Annotated in this window: 13 protein-coding genes; 10 read left to right on the top strand and 3 right to left on the bottom strand. The window is 66.1% G+C overall.

Going from position 1 to position 17857, the window contains the following annotated elements:
- The first annotated feature begins 6 nt into the window (after window positions 1-6).
- The 5 genes from OYT13_RS06685 to dxs are packed head-to-tail and all read left to right on the top strand — an operon-like array spanning window position 7 to window position 6708.
- On the top strand, window positions 7-771 hold the full coding sequence (locus OYT13_RS06685) for a phosphocholine cytidylyltransferase family protein (RefSeq protein WP_261938912.1): 765 nt from the start codon (window positions 7-9) through the stop codon (window positions 769-771).
- Window positions 768-2477, top strand: a complete 1710-nt coding sequence (aepX, locus tag OYT13_RS06680) for a phosphoenolpyruvate mutase (protein ID WP_261938913.1) — start codon at window positions 768-770, stop codon at window positions 2475-2477. The genes OYT13_RS06685 and aepX overlap by 4 nt, the downstream gene beginning before the upstream one ends.
- Window positions 2470-3657, top strand: coding sequence for a phosphonopyruvate decarboxylase (gene aepY / locus OYT13_RS06675; RefSeq protein ID WP_261938914.1), 1188 nt, complete (start codon window positions 2470-2472; stop codon window positions 3655-3657). The genes aepX and aepY overlap by 8 nt, the downstream gene beginning before the upstream one ends.
- 38 nt (window positions 3658-3695) lie before the next feature.
- Window positions 3696-4769, top strand: a complete 1074-nt coding sequence (locus OYT13_RS06670; RefSeq protein ID WP_268567503.1) for a 2-aminoethylphosphonate aminotransferase — start codon at window positions 3696-3698, stop codon at window positions 4767-4769.
- A gap of 22 nt (window positions 4770-4791) precedes the next feature.
- A complete protein-coding gene (gene dxs, locus OYT13_RS06665) occupies window positions 4792-6708 on the top strand; it encodes a 1-deoxy-D-xylulose-5-phosphate synthase (protein ID WP_286797150.1) in 1917 nt (638 codons plus the stop codon).
- Window positions 6709-6793: 85 nt separating this feature from the next.
- Here dxs and OYT13_RS06660 read toward each other — a convergent pair whose 3' ends face one another.
- Window positions 6794-9430, bottom strand: coding sequence for an MMPL family transporter (locus OYT13_RS06660; protein WP_268567501.1), 2637 nt, complete (start codon window positions 9428-9430; stop codon window positions 6794-6796).
- 223 nt (window positions 9431-9653) lie between these two features.
- On the opposite strand from OYT13_RS06660, the gene OYT13_RS06655 reads away from it, so the two are divergent.
- The 5 genes from OYT13_RS06655 to OYT13_RS06635 all read left to right on the top strand — a co-directional run bounded on the left by OYT13_RS06655 (window position 9654) and on the right by OYT13_RS06635 (window position 14940).
- On the top strand, window positions 9654-10301 hold the full coding sequence (locus tag OYT13_RS06655; RefSeq protein ID WP_150563770.1) for an MlaC/ttg2D family ABC transporter substrate-binding protein: 648 nt from the start codon (window positions 9654-9656) through the stop codon (window positions 10299-10301).
- Window positions 10302-10640: 339 nt separating this feature from the next.
- The gene (gene ispH, locus OYT13_RS06650) at window positions 10641-11600 is read left to right on the top strand and encodes a 4-hydroxy-3-methylbut-2-enyl diphosphate reductase (RefSeq protein WP_017235476.1); all 960 of its coding nucleotides are present in this window, start codon (window positions 10641-10643) and stop codon (window positions 11598-11600) included.
- Between the two features lie 23 nt (window positions 11601-11623).
- A complete protein-coding gene (hpnH, locus tag OYT13_RS06645; RefSeq protein WP_130025324.1) occupies window positions 11624-12745 on the top strand; it encodes an adenosyl-hopene transferase HpnH in 1122 nt (373 codons plus the stop codon).
- Entirely contained in the window at window positions 12746-13741 is a 996-nt protein-coding gene (hpnA, locus tag OYT13_RS06640; RefSeq protein ID WP_268567500.1) for a hopanoid-associated sugar epimerase, read from the top strand. It begins immediately after the preceding gene.
- The gene (locus tag OYT13_RS06635; RefSeq protein ID WP_261938920.1) at window positions 13738-14940 is read left to right on the top strand and encodes a glycosyltransferase; all 1203 of its coding nucleotides are present in this window, start codon (window positions 13738-13740) and stop codon (window positions 14938-14940) included. The genes hpnA and OYT13_RS06635 overlap by 4 nt, the downstream gene beginning before the upstream one ends.
- A gap of 116 nt (window positions 14941-15056) precedes the next feature.
- Here the strand turns inward: OYT13_RS06635 and OYT13_RS06630 are convergent, their stop codons facing one another.
- Both OYT13_RS06630 and shc read right to left on the bottom strand, forming a co-directional pair.
- Window positions 15057-15752: a phosphorylase gene (locus tag OYT13_RS06630; protein WP_268567499.1), complete on the bottom strand. Its 696-nt coding sequence runs from the start codon at window positions 15750-15752 to the stop codon at window positions 15057-15059.
- An 11-nt stretch (window positions 15753-15763) separates the two neighbouring features.
- Entirely contained in the window at window positions 15764-17728 is a 1965-nt protein-coding gene (gene shc / locus OYT13_RS06625) for a squalene--hopene cyclase (protein ID WP_261939900.1), read from the bottom strand.
- Between the last annotated feature and the right edge of the window lie 129 nt (window positions 17729-17857).

The raw sequence follows: 17857 nt of genomic DNA, 5'->3' as shown, positions 1-17857 counted from the left end.
TCGACCATGCGGGCCATCATTCTCGCAGCAGGCATGGGCCTGCGTTTGCTCCAGCCGGAAGACAGGCAGTCGCCCAAGTGCCTGCTCGAGTTCGACGGCATGTCGTTGCTCGAGCGCCACTTGCGCATGCTGGCCGCCGCCGGCATCACCGACGTCGTGTTGGCGCTCGGCTTCCATCACGAGCAAGTGAGCGAGGCCATCGAGCGGCTGAACTGGACGCCGCGTCCGCAGATCCGTCTCAATTCCGAGTTTCATCTGGGCAGCGTGCTGACGCTGCATACCGCCGCCGACGCCATGATAGCGGGGGGCGACGTACTCGTCATGGATGCCGACGTGCTCTACGACCAGCGCATCTTCAACGCCCTCGTCGCGGGCAAGACGGCAAACCGCCTGCTCATCGACCGCGACTTCGAGGTCGGCGACGAGCCGGTCAAGCTGTGCCTGCGCAACGGCGTGCCGGTCGAGTTGCGCAAGCAGGTCATGGTCGGTCTCGACTACGACACCGTCGGCGAATCGGTCGGCTTCTTCCGGTTCAACGAAGCGACGGCCACGCGCCTCGCGGAAATCACGCGCGATTACGTCGAATCGGGTCGCGCCAAGCTGCCGCACGAGGAAGCCGTGCGCGATTTGCTGCTCGAGCGCGGCGCGCAATTCGAAACGGCCGACGTCACGGGCTTCCCCTGGATCGAAATCGACTACCCTGAAGATGTGAAGCGCGCCGCCGACCAGGTGCTGCCACAACTCGAACCGCTCACGATGGTGTCCGAATGAACGCGCCCGACACATTCGCTCCTCCGCCGGTCGCGACCCGTGCGTCGCAACTGCGCGACATGCTGCGCAGCCCGCAGCTCGAATTCCTGATGGAAGCCCACAATGGCCTGTCCGCGCGCATCGTGCGCGAAGCCGGTTTCAAGGGCATCTGGGCGTCCGGACTCGCGATTTCGGCGCAGTTCGGCGTGCGCGACAACAACGAGGCGAGTTGGACGCAGGTGGTCGACAACCTCGAATTCATGGCCGACGCCAGCCAGTTGCCCATCCTGCTCGACGGCGACACCGGCTACGGCAACTTCAACAACATGCGCCGCCTCGTGCGCAAGCTCGAGCAACGCGGCGTGGCCGGCGTGTGCATCGAAGACAAGGTCTTTCCGAAGACCAACAGCTTCATCGGCGGCGAACGCCAGCCACTCGCCGATATCGACGAGTTCTGCGGCAAGATCAAGGCAGGCAAGGACTCTCAGGCCGACGACGACTTCTCCATCGTGGCGCGCGTCGAAGCGCTGATCGCCGGCTGGGGCATGGAAGAAGCTCTGCGCCGTGCCGAGGCCTATCGCCAGGCCGGCGCGGATGCCATCCTGATTCACAGCAAGCTGAGCCGTGCCGACGAGATCGTGCAGTTCGCGCGGGAGTGGGACCGCCGCTGCCCGCTGGTGATCGTGCCGACCAAGTACTACAGCACGCCGACCGACGTGTTCCGCGAAGCGGGCATCAGCGTCGCCATCTGGGCGAATCACCTGATTCGCTCGGCCACGTCGGCCATGCAGGCGGTGGCGGCCGAGATTCACCGCAGCGAGACGCTCGTCAACGTCGAAGACCGCATCGCGACCGTCGACGAGATCTTCCGCCTGCAGGACACCGCCGAATACAGCGAAGCCGAGGACCGCTACCTGTCGGCCGCGAACGCGCCGCGCTCGGCCATCGTGCTGGCCGCGAGCCGCGGCAAGAACCTCGAGAGCGTGACGACCGACCGCCCGAAGGTGATGCTTCCCGTGGCAGGCAAGCCGTTGCTGCGCTGGCTGGTCGACGGCTTCAAGAAGCAGAACGTGAACGACATCACCGTCGTGGGCGGCTATCGCGCCGACGCGATCGACACGGCGGGCATCACGCTCGCGATCAACGAGCGTCACGCCGAGACCGGCGAGCTTGCCTCGCTCGCGCGCGTGGCGAACGCGTTCGCGCACGACACCGTCGTCTCGTACGGCGACCTGCTGTTCCGCAGCTACATCGTGCGCGATCTGGTCGAGAGCGAGGCCGACTTCACCGTGGCGGTCGACTCGACGGCAGCGACAACCGCGCATGCGGCCAACGCCAGCGTGCGCGACTTCGCCTATTGCTCCGCCGGCGACGATCGCGGCCTGTTCGGCCAGCGCGTACTGCTGGAGATGATCAGCGCCAACGCTGCGCACGCCGGGCGTGCGCCCAATGGCCGCTGGATCGGCTTGCTGGGGGTGCGAGGCGATGACGCCCGCGCGCGGTTGCTGCGCGTCTTCGCGGCCTTGCAGGCCCGCGCGGACTTCGACGGGCTCGGCATGCCCGACCTGATCAACGCCCTCGTCGCCGACGGCGCCAGGATCGAAGTGCAGTACGTGCACGGCCACTGGCGCGGGGTGAACGACATGGACGAATTCCGCCACGCGGCCGACTTCGCGCATGGCCAGACGCCGTTGGGCGGCACCGCGACGGAGACCCCGCATGATTGAGGCCGGACAGTTCGTCGAAGCCGCACGCCAGCACGGCTTCACGTGGTACACCGGTGTGCCGTGCTCGTTCCTCACGCCGTTCATCAACTATGTGCTGCAGGACCCGACGCTGCACTACCTGTCGGCCGTCAACGAAGGCGATGCGGTCGCCATCGCCGCCGGGGCAACGCTCGGTGAAGGCCATGGCGCTCGCGCGGTCACGATGATGCAGAACTCGGGCCTCGGCAACGCCGTGAGCCCGCTGACCTCGCTCACGTGGACCTTCCGTCTGCCGCAGTTGCTGATCGTGACGTGGCGCGGCCAGCCGGGCATTACCGATGAGCCGCAACACGCGCTCATGGGCCCGATCACGCCCGCGATGCTCGACCTGATGGAAGTCCCCTGGGAGTTGTTCCCGACCGAACCCGAGGCGATTGCACCGGCGCTGGCGCGTGCCGTTCGTCACATGGACGAGACCGGCCGCCCCTATGCGCTCGTGATGCAAAAGGGCAGCGTCGCTCCCTTCCCGCTGCAACCGGCCGAGCGCCCCGCGCGTCCGGCGCAACCCGCCCCGGTATCGCTCATGCGAGACGTCGCGCCGGCCGAATTGCCCACGCGTCGCGACGCCCTGGCGCGCATCATCGCCCAGACGCCGCTCGAAGGCACCGTCGTGCTCGCGTCGACCGGCTTTTGCGGACGCGAACTTTACGCGCTCGACGACCGCGCCAACCAGCTCTACATGGTCGGGTCGATGGGATGCGTGACGACATTGGCCCTGGGCCTCGCGTTGTCGCGCCCCGACCTGCGCGTGGTTGCGCTCGACGGCGACGGCGCCGCGCTGATGCGCATGGGCGCGTTCGCGACGTTGGGCGCTTACGGGCCGTCGAATCTCGTGCATCTGCTGCTCGACAACGCGTCGCACGACTCGACCGGCGCACAGGCTACGGTCTCGCCAACGGTCTCGTTCGCGGGCGTCGCAGCGGCCAGCGGTTACGCGCTCGCGCTCGAAGGCGACACGCTGGACGTCATCGAAGCCTTGTTCGACGCCCCCGCCGCCCGCCTGAACGACGGCCCGCGCTTCGCTTGTCTGAGCACGCGTCCGGGAACGCCTGACGGGCTGCCACGCCCGAAAGTCACGCCCGAAGCGGTCAAGTCGCGCTTGATGGACCACATTGCACAACGCGCGCAGGCTTCGGCCTGAGCGTCCCCCTTTCAAAAAACTGCCGAGGAACCTTCGCCATGCTGTTACTGAATCCGGGCCCCGTTACGCTGACCGAGCGTGTCCGCAAGAGCTTGCTGCAACCCGATCTGTGCCACCGCGAGCCCGAATTCTTCGACCTGCAGGACGAAGCGCGCGCGCGTCTGACCGCCGTGTATGGCCTCGATCCGGCCGTGTGGACGCCGGTGCTGATGACCGGCTCGGGCACCGCCGCCGTCGAGAGCATGACGGCAGGCCTTGTGCCGGAAGGCGGCCGCCTGCTGATCGTCGAGAACGGCGTGTACGGCGAGCGCATCTCTCAGATCGCGAAGCAATACCGCATCGATCACGACGTCATCCATTTCGAATGGATGCAAGCGCCCGACCTGGCACAGATCGTCGACAAGCTCGACACCGCGGGCGATCGTCCGTACACCCACGTGGCGATCATCCACCATGAGACGACGACGGGCCGCCTGAACGATCTGACCGGTCTCGCCGGTGCATGCCGTGAGCGCGGCATCGGCCTGCTGGTGGACGGCGTGAGCAGCTTTGCCGCCGAGGCCCTCGACTTCAACGATTCCGGTATCGTGGCCGTGGCCGCCACCGCGAACAAGTGCGTGCATGGCGTGCCGGGCGTGTCGTTCGTGATGGTGCGCAAGGACGCCCTCGCCAAGGCCGCGAGCCGCACGTATTACCTCGACATCGCGCGCCTGGCCAAGCTTCAGGCCGAGCGCAACACGCCGTTTACGCCGTCGGTGCATGCCTACTACGCGCTCGTGGAGGCGCTGCGCGAACTCGACGACGCCGGGGGGTGGCAAGCACGTCACGCCCATTACGGCGCGCTCGCCGAGCAGGTGCGCGCCGGTCTGGCCGCGCTGGGCATCGACAGCGCACTGCCGCCGGGCGAGTCGTCCGTGGTGCTGCGGGCCTACAAGCTGCCCGCCGGGGTCGACTATCCGCGTCTGCACGACTGGCTCAAGGCCGATGGCTTTGTGATCTACGCGGGCCAAGGCGGCCTGTCGAAGGAATTGTTCCGCATCTCGACGATGGGCAACCTCACGGCCGCCGACATCGACCGCCTGCTGGCGTCCTTCGCCCGGCTGGCGAAGTGAGCGCGGGAACGAACCTTTGACCATGACCGAATTGCTCGCCAGCGTCTCCTCCCCTGCCGACCTGCGTGCGCTCTCACGCGCCGACTTGCGCCGTGTGGCCGACGAATTGCGCGCCTGCGTGCTTGATAACGTCTCGCGCACCGGCGGCCACCTGTCGTCGAACCTGGGCACGGTCGAACTGACGATCGCGCTGCACTATGTCTTCGACACGCCCAACGACCGCATCGTGTGGGACGTGGGACACCAGACCTATCCGCACAAAATCCTCACCGGTCGCCGTGGGGCGATGCCAACGCTTCGGCAATGGCACGGACTGTCGGGCTTTCCGAAGCGCGACGAATCGCCTTACGACACGTTCGGCACGGCACATTCGAGCACGTCGATTTCGGCGGCACTCGGCATGGCGCTGGCCAGCCGCGTTAAGGGCGAGAAGCGTCACGCCATTGCCGTGATCGGCGACGGCGCGATGACGGCGGGCGAAGCGTTCGAGGCCCTGAACAATGCGGGCGTCCACGACGACCTGCCCTTCCTCGTCGTGCTCAACGACAACGACATGTCGATCTCGCCCCCGGTCGGCGCGCTCAATCAGTACCTCACGCGGCTGATGTCCGGGCAGTTCTACTCGGCGGGCAAGGAAAGCGTGCGCCAGTTGCTGCGCAACGCGCCCGCGCCGATGCGCGAGCTGGCCCACAAGCTCGAAGAGCACGCCAAGGCCCTCGTGTCCCCCACGGGCACGATGTTCGAGGAGTTCGGCTTCAATTACCTGGGCCCCATCGACGGCCACGATCTCGACGCGCTGATTCCCGCGCTCGAGAACATCAAGGCACTCAGGGGGCCGCAGTTCCTGCACGTCGTCACGCGCAAGGGACGCGGCTACAAGCTCGCCGAGGCCGATCCCGTTCTCTATCACGGCCCCGGCAAGTTCAATCCGAGCGAAGGCATTCGCCCGGCCGCACCGGGTGCCGCGTCGGCGAAGACCTATACGCAGGTCTTTGGCGAATGGCTGTGCGATGCGGCGGCCGCCGACCCGCGTGTCATCGGGATCACACCGGCCATGCGCGAAGGCTCCGGTCTCGTCGCGTTCGAGCAGCGCTTCCCCGAGCGCTACTACGACGTCGGCATCGCCGAGCAGCATGCGGTGACCTTCGCCGGGGGATTGGCGACCGAAGGGCTCAAGCCCGTCGTGGCCATCTATTCGACGTTCCTGCAACGCGCCTACGACCAGTTGATCCACGATGTGGCCTTGCAGAACCTGCCGGTCGTCTTCGCGATCGATCGCGGCGGCCTGGTCGGCGCGGATGGCGCCACCCATGCGGGCGCCTACGACATCGCCTATCTGCGCTGCATCCCCAACATGGTGGTGATGGCCCCGGCGGACGAGAACGAATGCCGTCAGATGTTGCAGACGGCACTCGGGATCGACGGCCCCAGCGCCGTGCGTTATCCGCGTGGCACCGGTCCCGGCGTAACGATCGAATCGGGGTTGTCGACGCTGCCCGTGGGCCGGGCCCAGATACGGCGCCGAAGCGCCGCCCCGGCAGGCCGTCGCGTGGCAATGCTGGCGTTCGGCTCGATGGTCGCACCGGCGGAACAGGTGGCCATCGAGTTCGACGCGAGTGTCGTCAACATGCGCTTCGTCAAGCCGCTCGACGACGCGACGCTGCTCGACATGGCGCGCACGCACGACCTCGTCGTCACCCTCGAAGAGGGCGCGGTGATGGGCGGTGCGGGCACGGCCTGTGTCGAGGCGCTCAATGCCAATGGCGTGCAAGTCCCGCTGCTGCAACTGGGCTTGCCGGACACCTACATCGATCAGGGCACGCCCGCGCAACAACTCGCGTCGGTCGGGCTCGACGCCCCGGGCATCGCCGCATCGATTCGCCGGGCGCTGGCCGAGCGTCTCGGCGGCAAGGTTGAGGCGGTGCCCTCGACGACGTGAGTACGGCGGTTTATCCCGCTCGATTCAGCGCATCCAAAGCGACAAACGGCACCTTTCGGTGCCGTTTTGCCTTGCGTCGCTGCCGTCAGGTTGTTGGCGGCGGCGCCGGCTTCTTGCGCGGCTTGCCCATGAGCACCGGTTGGAAGAACACGGCGCCGATCAGCGTGCAGACGAGCGAGAGCGCCAGCAGCTTGCCCATGCTCGACGTGCCCGGATGATGCGACAGCCACAGGCTGCCGAAGGCGATGCCCGTGGTCGCGGCCGACAGCACGATCGCCTGCGTCAGACCCGATGCGAGCAGCCGCGTCTGCCCGTGACGCCACGCGATCACGTAGTAGATCTTGAACGCCACGCCCACGCCCAGCAGCAATGGCAGCGCGATGATGTTCGCAAAGTTCAGCGGCAGGCCGATCAACACGCTGAGTTCGAGCGTGACGCCCGCCGAGACCAGCAGCGGCACCAGTGTGCGCAGCACGTCGCCAAAGTTGCGCAGCGCCAGCCATAGCAGCAAGGTGATCGAAAGCAACGCCAGCGCCCCCGCCTCGATGAACGCGCGAATGATCGTGTCGGCCGAGCGCAGGATCGAGATCGGTCCCCCTACGGCGTCCGGGGTGGTCGCCAGCACGGCGGCACTGAACTTGCGCAGCATGGCGTCGTCACTCGGATCCGCGCCCTTCTCCACGCGCGGCGAGATGTTCACGAGCGCGCGCCCATCGGCCGCCACCCATTGCGAGGCGATGTCCTCGGGCAGCGACTCGCGCGTCACGGCATGCGGTTGCAGGGCATCGTGCAACTGACCGAGCGCGAGCTTCAACGGCTCGGCGATCGCCCGCTCCGCGCGATCGCGTGTCGCGGCGTCGGCCGCGGCGAGCTTGCGCAACGCGGCGGCCAGACGCTGCGCCGGCTTTGCGCCGTCGCCCGGATGATCGAGCGCGGCGTCCTCCAACTGACCGGCGGCGGTCTTGAGCGCCGACACGCGCGCCGCATCGGCCACCGGTGCCAGCGGCGTTTGTGAAAGCACCGGCAGCAACGATTCGGCCGCCGTGCCGATCAACGCAAGCTTGGCGGGTTGCTCTGCCGGCAGGAACGTCGTGAGCGTGACCACGCGACCGACTTCCGGCACGGCGCGCAGCTTCGCGGCGTCGGCGTCGGCGGCGGCGAGCGTCGGGGCGAGCAATTGCACGTCGTTGACCCCGGCCTCCGGCGAATTGGCCAGATCCCTCAGCGTCGCCATCGACTCCGTGTTCGGATCCTTCAGATGCAACGGGTTGAAGTCGAAGTGCAAATGGGCGAGCAGCGGCAGGCCCGCGACCACGAGGGCGAGCGTGCCGTACAGCAACGGCTTGCGGTGCTTCTCGGTGAATTCGTCGACCGGACCGAGACTGCGAAAGCCCGGCGGACTCGGTTCGCCCTTCGGCTTGAACACACTGATGAGCGCCGGCAACAAGGTGATGGCCGACGGGAATGCCACACACAGGATGCCCACGCCGGCGATCAATCCGAGTTCGGACACGCCGCGATAATCGGTCGGCAGAAACGAGAAGAAACTCGCGGCCGTGGCGGCGGCGGCCAGCGACAGCGGCATCGCAATGGCCCGGCCCGCCCCCGTGAGCGCGCCGTGGAGCGCTTCGTCGCCCGACACTCCGGGCCGATGGTCCAGGCGATGGCGCTCCTCGCGATAGCGCACGCCGAACTGAATGCCGAAGTCCACCCCAATGCCGACGAACAGAACCGCGAACGCGACCGAAATCATGTTGAGCGCGCCGACCATCATCAGACCGAGCGCGAATGTGACCGCCAGCCCCGCGAGCAGCGTGATGAACACTGCGAGAATCATCTTGCCCGAGCGCACCGCCAGCCACAGCACGACCAGCACGGCGAGCAGCGTGACGACCGCGTTCGGACCGGCGTCCTGACGCACGGAGGCGAACTCCTCGTCGGACAGCGGGCGCGGGCCCGTCAAACGCACCGTCGCGCCATAACGCTCACCCAGCTTCAGGTCGGCCACCGCCTCGCGAATGCGCGTCGCGGCATTCGCCCCGGCTTCGAGGGCGGCGTAGTCCACCTTCGGCTGCACCTGGACGTAGCTGCGGGCCACGGTGTCGGGCGCGACGAGCGCTCGCCACGACATGGCCGCCGGACGCCCGGCAAGCACCGCCTCGGTCGTCTCGGCCGCATCCCCGAGCAGGTTCGCCATCTCCGGCAGCTTGACTTGCCCGGTGAGAAGCGGCGTTTGCAGCGTCACCGACAGCAGGTTCGACAAACCGGTCAGGCTCGGGTCCTGCGCCAGACGGTTGAGCAGGGGCTTGGCGTCATCCAGCTTGCCCGTGAGCGACTTCACGTCGTCGAGCGGCGCGAAGAGCAGCGCGTTGTGCGCAAAGAACTCCCCCGAGCCGGGACGGCTCACCGCCCGGAACACGTCGGTCTCGGTCACCAGCTTCGCGGCCAGCTCGGCGGCGGCCCGGTCGGCGAACTCGGCGGCCGGGGCCTGCACTACGGCCAAGGTGAGGTCTGTCTTCTGCGGGAAAGCGCGATCGATGGCACGACCGCGCTCGGCGGCGGGCGTATTCAGATCGATCAGACCCGAGATATCCGTGTTGATCGCGAAGTGCTTGGCGACGTACACGCAACTCGCCATCACGAGCAGGAGCGAAGCGAAAATGACCAGGTACGCGTGCTTCGCCGAAAAACGGACGATGCGCACGACGAGCGACGTCAGCATGTAACGGTTCCGGAAGAGAGTAGAGGTCTCCCTGCCCCGGCCGCCGCTCTCTAAAAAGTCACGAAACGCGATGTATCAAGCGATACCGGGGAACCAATCGCGGACGAAGTCCGTCGATCAGCTCATGGAAGACAAGGAAACGGTGAATTTACGAAATCGCAGCAGTATACAAGGCCGCGTGAACTACACTACGGCCAACCCGATTGAAACCCACGAAGACGGTATGAATAAATTTCTGGTGACGGCGCTCTCGGCCGTCGCATTCAGCGGTATCGGCGTCGCTTCCGGCGCCTGGGCCCAGGCGAGCAGCAACAATCCGAACGACATGGTGAAGACGGCGGTCGAGACCGTCGTCAAGGCGGCCAAGGCCGACGCGGCGGCCCGCGACGGCGATGTCGCCGCCACCGCGCGTGTTGTGGCCCGCGACTTCCTGCCCTATACCGATTTCCATCGGACCACGCGTTACGCCGTCGGCTCGAAGGCGTTCGATGCGGCCACGCCGGCGCAGCAGCAGCAGGTCTTCGAGCAGTTCCAGCAGTTGCTCGTGAACACCTTCGCGCTGCAACTCTCGCAGGTGCGCGGCAGCCAGATCTCGTTCAAGTTCACGCCGGCCAAACTCACGGCGAACAGCAGCGACGTGGTGGTGGGCGCCTCGGTCAGCGGCAATGGCGACAATCTGTCGGTGGCCTATCGTCTGGCCAAGACGGACAAGGGGTGGAAGATCTACGACATCAACATGATGGGCGAGAACGTGGCCAACGCATGGCTCATCCAGTTGTATCAACCGCAATTCAAGGCGCGCATCGCCCAGGGCGGCATCGACGGCCTGATCACCTACTTGCGCGACAAGAACGCGCGTTTCGGCAAGTAAAATCAAAGGCTTGACGGCACCTGCCGCATCCCGTGCCGGCGGGCCCAGGGTGTCCGTGGCGACTTGGCGGCACCTTCGGCGCAAATCCGATCCAGATAAGCGCCGATTCGTCAACATTTACGAAATATGCACTGACGTCTCTCGACTCGGGAGTGGTCAGCAGCATTTGGCGGCGGCGGGTACAATCGTCGCTTGTCAAACGACCGGACGGCGGTCCCCCCAAGGGTGCGCGCGAATTGCCACTGGCACTGGTGCCGCGGGCGCCATGAGGCCATGGCGATCAGGACATGCAACCTCGATGGGAACCGTCATCCCGGCCGACCTGAGCCGGAGAGCTGAATGCAAGTCTTCCTTGCCCAACCCCGCGGTTTTTGTGCGGGTGTCATACGTGCCATCGAGATCGTGGAACGCGCCCTGGAAAAATACGGCGCCCCGGTCTACGTGCGCCATGAGATCGTCCACAACAAGCATGTGGTCGATTCGCTCAAGGCCAAGGGCGCGCGCTTCATCGACGAGCTGTCCGAAGCCCCCGCGGGTGCGGTCACTATTTTCAGTGCCCATGGCGTGGCGCGCGTCGTTGAACAGGAAGCACAGACGCGCGGCCTGCGAGTGCTCAATGCCACCTGCCCGCTCGTGACCAAGGTGCACCTGCAAGGCAAGAATTACGTGTCCGCCGGGCGTGACGTCATTCTGATCGGCCACGCCGGGCACCCGGAAGTCGAGGGCACGATGGGCCAGATCGACGGCCCCGTGCATCTCGTGCAGACCGAGCGCGATGTCGACGCGCTGCCGCTGGCCGTCGACACCCCGGTCTCGTATGTGACGCAGACCACGCTGTCGGTCGACGAGACTCGCGGTATCATTGCGGCGCTGCAAGGTCGCTTTACCGATATTGTCGGTCCGGACACCAAGGACATCTGTTACGCCACGCAAAACCGCCAGACGGCCGTGCGCGAGCTGTGCGAGCGTGTGGACGTGCTGCTCGTGGTGGGTGCGACGAACAGCTCGAACTCGAACCGCCTGCGCGAAATCGGCGCCGAAATGGGGCTGCCGAGCTATCTCGTGGCCGACGGCACCGAGGTCGATCCGGCATGGGTGCGCGGCCAGGCCCGCATCGGCATCACCGCTGGGGCGTCGGCGCCCGAACGCATGGTCGAAGACGTGATCGACGCGCTGCGTCGCATCGACACCGTCGAAGTGACTCTCATGGACGGCATCGAGGAAACCATCCAGTTTCGCCTGCCGTCGGAACTGACCAAAGACGAGCCGGTCGCCGCGCATCACGCGCTGGCCGGCTAACGCAATACGAACAGGAGCCGAACGTGGCCATCCCCTTCCTGCAACAGGCGTATGTTGGCGCCTATCTGATGAAACAACGCTTCAAGGGCAACAAGCGCTACCCGCTGGTGCTGATGCTCGAACCGTTGTTCCGCTGCAATCTCGCCTGCTCGGGCTGTGGCAAGATCGACTATCCGGACCCCATTCTGAACCAGCGCGTCTCGCTCAAGGATTCGCTCGATGCCGTGGATGAATGCGGCGCGCCGGTGGTCTCGATTGCCGGTGGCGAACCGCTGCTGCACAAGGAAATGCCGGAGATCGTCAAGGGCATCATCGCGCGCAAGAAGTTTGTCTATCTGTGCACGAACGCGCTGCTGCTCGAGAAGAAGATCGACGACTACCAGCCGAGCCCGTTCTTCGTTTGGTCGATTCACCTCGACGGCGACCGTGAAATGCACGACGCCGCCGTGTCGCAGGATGGCGTGTACGAACGCGCCGTGGCCGCCATCAAGCTGGCCAAGTCACGTGGCTTCCGCGTGAACATCAACTGCACGCTGTTCAACAACGCCGACCCGGAAAAGGTGGCCAAGTTCTTCGATTCCACGAAGGAAATGGGCCTCGACGGCATTACCGTGTCGCCGGGCTATGCCTACGAGCGCGCCCCGGACCAGCAGCACTTCCTGAACCGCTCGAAGACCAAGCAACTGTTCCGCGACATTCTCAAGCGCGGCAACGGCGGCAAGAACTGGACGTTCAGCCAGTCGAGCCTGTTCCTCGATTTCCTCGCTGGCAACCGTTCGTACCATTGCACGCCGTGGGGCAACCCGACGCGCACCGTGTTCGGCTGGCAGCGTCCGTGCTACCTGCTTGGCGAAGGCTATGCCAAGACGTACACGGAACTGATGGATACCACCGACTGGGACAAGTACGGCGTGGGCAACTACGAGAAGTGCGCCGACTGCATGGTGCACAGCGGTTTCGAAGCCACCGCCGTGAACGAGACGCTCTCGCACCCGTTGCGCGCGCTGGGCGTGGCGCTCAAGGGGGTACGCACGGACGGCGCGATGGCCGATGATGTTTCGTTCGCCAAGCAGCGTCCGGCCGAGTTCGTCTTCTCGAAGCACGTCGAGATCAAGCTCGACGAGTTGCGCCGGGCCAAGGCCTAAATGCCGTCGCGTGTCCTGGTCACCGGCGCCTCCGGGTTCGTCGGGTCTGCGGTAGCACGCGCGGCGCTGGCGCGCGGTCACGAGGTTCGCCTGCTGGTGCGCGGCACCAGTCCACGCGCGAACCTCGCCGATCTTCCTGTCGAGGTCGTGGAGGGCGATATGCGCGACGCGGCGTCGATGCAGCGCGCGCTTGCCGGCGTGGATGCACTGCTCCACGTGGCCGCCGACTATCGTCTCTGGGCGAAAGACCCCAGCGACATCATGCGGGCCAATATCGACGGCACGCGCACGGTGATGGAAGCCGCGCTGCGCGCGGGCGTCGGGCGCGTGGTCTACACCAGCAGCGTTGCCACGCTGCGCGTGCACGACGCCGTCGGCCCCGTCGACGAAACCTCCCCGAACGACGAAGCCACGACCATCGGCGTATACAAGCGCAGCAAGGTCGCCGCCGAGCGTCTGGTCGAGCGAATGATCGCCCACGACGGTCTGCCCGCCGTGATCGTCAATCCGTCTACGCCCATCGGACCACGCGACATCAAGCCCACGCCGACGGGACGCATCATCGTCGAGGCTGCGCAGGGCAAGATCCCCGCGTTCGTCGATACCGGGCTTAACCTCGTGCACGTCGACGACTGCGCCGAAGGCCATCTGCTCGCCCTGGAGCATGGCCGCATCGGTGAGCGCTACATTCTTGGCGGCGACGACGTGCCGCTGCGCGACATGCTGGCGGGCATCGCCGACATGATGGGGCGCCGCGCTCCGAAGATCGCGCTGCCGCGCTGGCCGCTCTATCCGCTCGCGATGGCGGCGCAAGGCGTCGCGCGCTTCACCGGCAAGGAGCCGTTCGTCACGGTCGATGGCTTGAAGATGTCGCGGTATCAGATGTACTTCTCGTCGGAGAAGGCGAAACGCGACCTCGGCTACAGCGCCCGTCCCTACGCCGCGGGCCTGCAGGACGCGCTCGCCTGGTTTGGCTCCGCCGGATATCTGACATGACCGTTCTGGCCTGGATCGCCGCGCTGTCGCTGGGCATCTGGATCTACCTGCTCAGCTCACAGGGCGGCTTCTGGCGTGCGCGCGAACGCGACGATCTGGATGAAGACCGTCTGCCTGTGCCCGACGTCTGGCCTGCGGTGGCGGTGATCATTCCCGCGCGCAATGAGGCGGAATCGATCGGACAGGTCGTAGCATCGCTGTGCCGCCAGGACTATGCCGGGCGGCTGCGCATCGTGGTCGTCGACGACCAGAGCAGCGACGGCACAGCCGATCTCGCGCGCGAAGCCGCCGCGCGGGCAGCGGCGGACGGCTTCACGCGCCGCGTGGATGTGCTCAGCGGCCAGCCCCTGCCCGGCGGCTGGACCGGCAAGCTGTGGGCCGTGAGCCAAGGGGTCGCGTTCGCGAGCGATCCGGGCACGAACGGCGATGGCGTCGCCCCCGACTACCTCCTGCACACCGACGCCGACATTGCCCATCTCCCCGAGAACGTACGCCGTCTGGTCACGCGGGCGGTGAGCGATGACCGCGTGCTCGTCTCGCTGATGGCGAAGCTGCGCTGCACCGCCTGGTTCGAGCGCACACTGATTCCAGCGTTCGTGCTGTTCTTCCAGATGCTTTACCCGTTCGCATGGGTCAACGATCCGAAGAAACGCATGGCTGCGGCCGCGGGCGGATGCATGTTGATCCATCGCGCCTCGCTCGAAGCCGGTGGCGGCATCGAAGCCATTCGCGACGAGATCATCGACGACTGCGCGATGGGACGCCTGCTCAAGCGGCAAGGCGCGATCTGGCTGGGGTTGACCGAGCGCGCCCTGAGCGTGCGTCCGTACGACAACCTCGGCGAGATTCGCAAGATGGTGTCGCGCACGGCCTACGCGCAGTTACAGTATTCGCCGGTGTTGCTTGCGGGCACCCTCGTCTCGCTGCTGCTTACGTTCATCGTGCCGCCGGTCATGACGATCTTTGCCACGGGCATCGCCCAATGGCTCGGCCTCTTTGCGTGGATAGCGATGACGCTGGCCTACGTGCCGATGTTGCGCTTCTACCGGCAGCCGTCGAGCTTCGGCCCGTTGCTGCCGCTCGTCGCTGCGCTCTATACCGTCTTCACGTTCGACTCGGCGCTACAGCACTGGCGCGGTCGCGGTGGCATGTGGAAGGGACGCGCTCAAGCACGCGGCCAGCAATCGTCGGACGCTTGAACCGGCACACGTAATGGCGTATGCCAGAAGGCAAAAATGCCAGCCCGTCTGCAACGACGCGCTGGCATTTTTATTGATTGCCGTCTTGATGAGGCGCGCAAGAAACGACGCGGCGATCAGATCCCCGCGGCCACCGCGCCGAAGCCATCGCCCAGTGTGAGGGCGATGACCTCGCGTCCATGGCGCATGGCCTGTTTGGCACGGCTCGCGTCTTTCCCGACACTCAGCAGCGAGGGCAATTGAAGCGGATTGACGGCGAGCGAGCGCAGCACGCCGAGGATATCGGTGGAGCCGTCGCTGCGAAGTCCGGCGAGCGCCGCCGGGGGGAGCGAGCGCTCCGCCGGGTCGATCACCACGCGGGCGGCGACGAACGGTAGTCCGTGCGCCTGTGCCACGCGTGCGACGATGTGCGACTCCATGTCGGCCGCCGCCGCCCCGCTCTCGCGCCACACTGCGGCCTTGTCGTCGGCCCTGACGACGGGGGCCGTCACCCCGGCCAGATCGGCGTGCAAGGCGTCGGGCATCGCACGTCGCAGCGCATCGGCCCAGCGCACGCACGACACATACGCGTGCGCCTGCTGCGGCATATCCAATACCCTATGCGCAATCACCCATCGACCGGGCGCCACGCCGGGCCTCAAACCGCCCGCCGTGCCGAAGCTCACCAGCCCGCGCGCGCCGTCGCGTGCCATTGCGGCCTCCAGGTCTGACGCGAGCGTATTGTTTTGCGCGCAGACCACGACCACTCCGTCGCCGCGCGCGATGCGCGCTTCGAAAGGCATGCCGGTCACCACGATGATGGGCGGGGTCATGGCGGGCGCGATCACATCCCGCACGGCACCGGGCAGTCGTTGCGCACCGTCAGGTTGCGGTATCGCGCGAGTGCCCACAGCGGGAAGAACTTGCGATAGCCGTGATAGCGTAGATAGAACACGCGCGGGAAGCCCGTCGCCGTGTACAGGGCTTCGTCCCACAGCCCTTCATCGTTCTGCGTACTCAGCAGATAATCGACACCGCGCTTGACCGCCGGGTCGTCGGCCTTGCCCGCCGCCATCAGGCCGAGCAGCGCCCACGCCGTTTGCGACGCCGTGCTCGGTGCCGCTTCGTAGCCCTGGTAGTCGAGCTTGTAGCTCTCGCCATCCTCGCCCCATCCGCCGTCGGCATTCTGGATCGAGAGGAGCCACTGCGCCGCGCGCGCCATGGCCGGATGCGCCGGCGACACCCCCGCCGCCTGCAGGCCGCACATCGCCGACCACGTGCCGTACACGAAATTCATACCCCAGCGGCCGTACCAACTGCCATCGGCTTCCTGATCGTCGAGAATGTATTTCAACGCCAGATCGGCCGAGGCCTTGCGCTCCGGCGATGGCGGCAATTGCGCGAGCATCGACAGGCATCGCGCGGAGACGTCCACCGTCGGCGGATCGAGCAAGGCGCCATGGTCCGAGAACGGGATGCTGTTCAGATACAGATGCGTGTTCTCGGGCTCGAATGCGCCCCAGCCGCCGTTGCCGCTCTGCATGCCGATGACCCACTCCGTGCCGCGATCGATCGCGTGACGCATCGGTCGCGGGCTCGCGTCGACCGTGTCGTTCCCGAAGGCGCCCACGAGTTTCTCGTAGCGATCCATCGCCATGGCGACCACGGCGGTGTCGTCGACATCCGGGTAGTGCGGATTCGCGAACTGGAAGGCCCAACCGCCCGGACGCACGTTCGGGCGGCGCGAAATCCAGTCGCCGCGCACGTCCAGGATCTGCAGCGGAATGAGCCACTTGAGCCCCTTGCCCGCCTGCTCGATGGCGCGCTTGTCGCCAGTTTCGAGCAGCGCGTGCGCGGCCAGCGCGGTGTCCCACACCGGCGACAGGCACGGCTGCACATAAGTCTCGTGATCGGCGGGTGTCACGAGCTTCTCGACCGACCGGCGGGCCATTGCGCGGCTCGGATGCGCTTCGGGATAGCCAAGCGCGTCGTACATCATGACCGCGTTGGCCATGGCCGGATAAATCGCACCGAGGCCGTCTTCGCCGTTCAGGCGTTCCTCGACGAACGCGACGGCACGCTGGATCGACTTCTCTCGCAGTTTTTTCGGAAAGAACGGATCGAGGGCTCGCAGCACATGATCGACGCCCGAAAAGCACGTGAACCAGAAGCGGCTCTGGTGCGGTGCGCGCCTGGGCGGACCCACGTCTTTGGGACTGCCGATAAACAGTTCGTCGATACCGACACCCTTGGGATTACGGGCGCGCGGGCGCTTGGCTTGCAGCACAAGCAACGGCACGATCACCGTGCGCGCCCAGTACGACACCTTCGACAGATGGAAGGGGAACCACTGCGGCAACAGCATGATCTCGACGGGCATCATCGGCACGGCCTTCCACTCCAGCACACCGTACAACGCCAGCAAGATGCGCGTGAAGACGTTCGAGTTCTGCGCGCCGCCGCGCGAGAGGATGGCCTCGCGGGCACGCACCATGTGCGGGGCGTCAATGGGATCGCCGATCATCTTGAGCGCGAAATACGCCTTCACGCTCGCGCTCATGTCGAACTTGCCCTGGTGGAACAGCGGCCAGCCGCCGTGCTCGCCCTGGATGCGGCGCAAATAGGCGGCGATCTTCGCTTCGAGTTCGGCGTCGACCGGCTCGGCCAGATGGTGACGCAGCAGCACGTATTCCGCCGGAATCGTGGCGTCGGCTTCCAGTTCGAAGAGCCAATGACCGTCGTCTTGTTGCAGGTCGAGCAATGCTGCGATCGAGCGGTCGATACCCGTCTCGAGCGTCTGCGTTGCCATTGCCGTGCTCACCTTCTGGGCAAGCTCGGTATGCAGTTTGAGGTCCACGGCCGTGGCAGTGGCCGTGCGTCGCGCTTCCTTTTCGGAAGCATCGCGTATCGTGTCCATGGCATTCTTGCCTACTCAAAG

Origin of the sequence: Pandoraea sp. XJJ-1 (genome assembly GCF_026802345.1) — a bacterium.
GTDB lineage: Bacteria > Pseudomonadota > Gammaproteobacteria > Burkholderiales > Burkholderiaceae > Pandoraea > Pandoraea cepalis.
This window is presented reverse-complemented; position numbering and strand designations above follow the sequence as displayed.